Genomic DNA, 1,309 nt, shown 5'->3' with positions numbered 1-1,309 from the left:
TCCCTCAAATTGCACCTGATGTTCTGGCCGTACTTCAACAACAAAGCGAGTGTTTGATTCTGAAAAGAGAAGGGTATCGTTTCGGCAAATAGATCCTTCTGTAGCAACCGCAGAAAGATTAAGTGCCATGCCGTATCCACCGGAAAATGCCATTTCTGCGGCAGCAACTGCGAGACCCCCTTCCGAGCAATCATGGCACGATCTGATGAGTTTTTTACTCGCTGCCAGGGAAAGGGCATTCATGATCCTTCTCCCCAGGACTGCATCTACCTTCGGGACATTATTCCCTTTGTATCCGTGGATATAATAGTAATGCGAACCACCCAATTCAGGACGAGTGAGACCTATGATATAAACCAGGCTACCGGGCTCCTTGATGTCCATTGATACGGCGTTCCGTACATCTTCCATTATTGCAACTGCCGAAATAAGTAAAGTAGGTGGAATGACAATTGTTTCTTTATCGGTGATAAATTCATTATTCAGGCTGTCTTTTCCGGAGATAAATGGAGTCCCGTATGCAATGGCAATGTCGTAGCAGGCCTGTGCAGCCATCACGAGACTGCCAAGACGGTCTGGTTTGTTGGTGTTACCCCAGCAAAAATTATCTAAAAGCGCAACCTGCTCTAAACTCCCGCCAACGGCTATGATCTGCCGCAACGCTTCGTCAATGGCTGATGAAGCCATGTGATACGGATCTATATCGCCATATCGCGGGTTCATGCCATTAGATACGATAATGCCTTTTCCGGATCCCAACCTAGGTGTAATAACACATGCGTCACCTGGCCCGTCATTGTAAAGACCCTGAAGAGGTTTCAGAACACTGCTACCCTGTACCTCATGATCGTATTGACGTATAACCCATTCCTTGCTGCAAATATTCCATGAAGAAAGTATCTTCTTCAGGTCTGCACCAAAGTCTTCTTTGTCCGGCAGGCTTGGTTCTTCAAAGGTTGGTCTATGCCATGTTGCCTTACGTTCCAGCCTGGGTATGCCTTTGTGGAGAAAATCCATTTCTATTTCACCAACTAAATGAGCATTATAGAACAGACGCAGTACTTTATCTTGGGTAAATCTCCCTATGACCGTTGCTTCAACATTTTCTGATTTAAATAACTCAAGGAGATCCTTTTCTTTTTCTGGAGAAACGGCGAGTACCATCCGTTCCTGCGCCTCGGAAATCCAGATTTCTGTATAGGAAAGACCTTCGTATTTAAGAGGCACCCTTTCTAAATTTACCAACGCACCCAGATCCTGACCCATTTCTCCTACGGCAGAAGACAGACCGCCCGCGCCACAATCGGTA

At 46.1% G+C, this 1,309-nt stretch carries 1 protein-coding gene; it reads right to left on the bottom strand.

Translation table 11 applies throughout. The annotated features are described in order from the left end of the window. A partial coding sequence (locus QZT26_RS17685) for an AIR synthase-related protein (protein WP_295104080.1) occupies nt 1–1,309 on the bottom strand: 1,309 nt, incomplete at both ends.

It is taken from the genome of uncultured Candidatus Kuenenia sp. (assembly GCF_900696675.1).
GTDB classification, from domain to species: domain Bacteria; phylum Planctomycetota; class Brocadiia; order Brocadiales; family Brocadiaceae; genus Kuenenia; species Kuenenia stuttgartiensis_A.
This window is presented reverse-complemented; position numbering and strand designations above follow the sequence as displayed.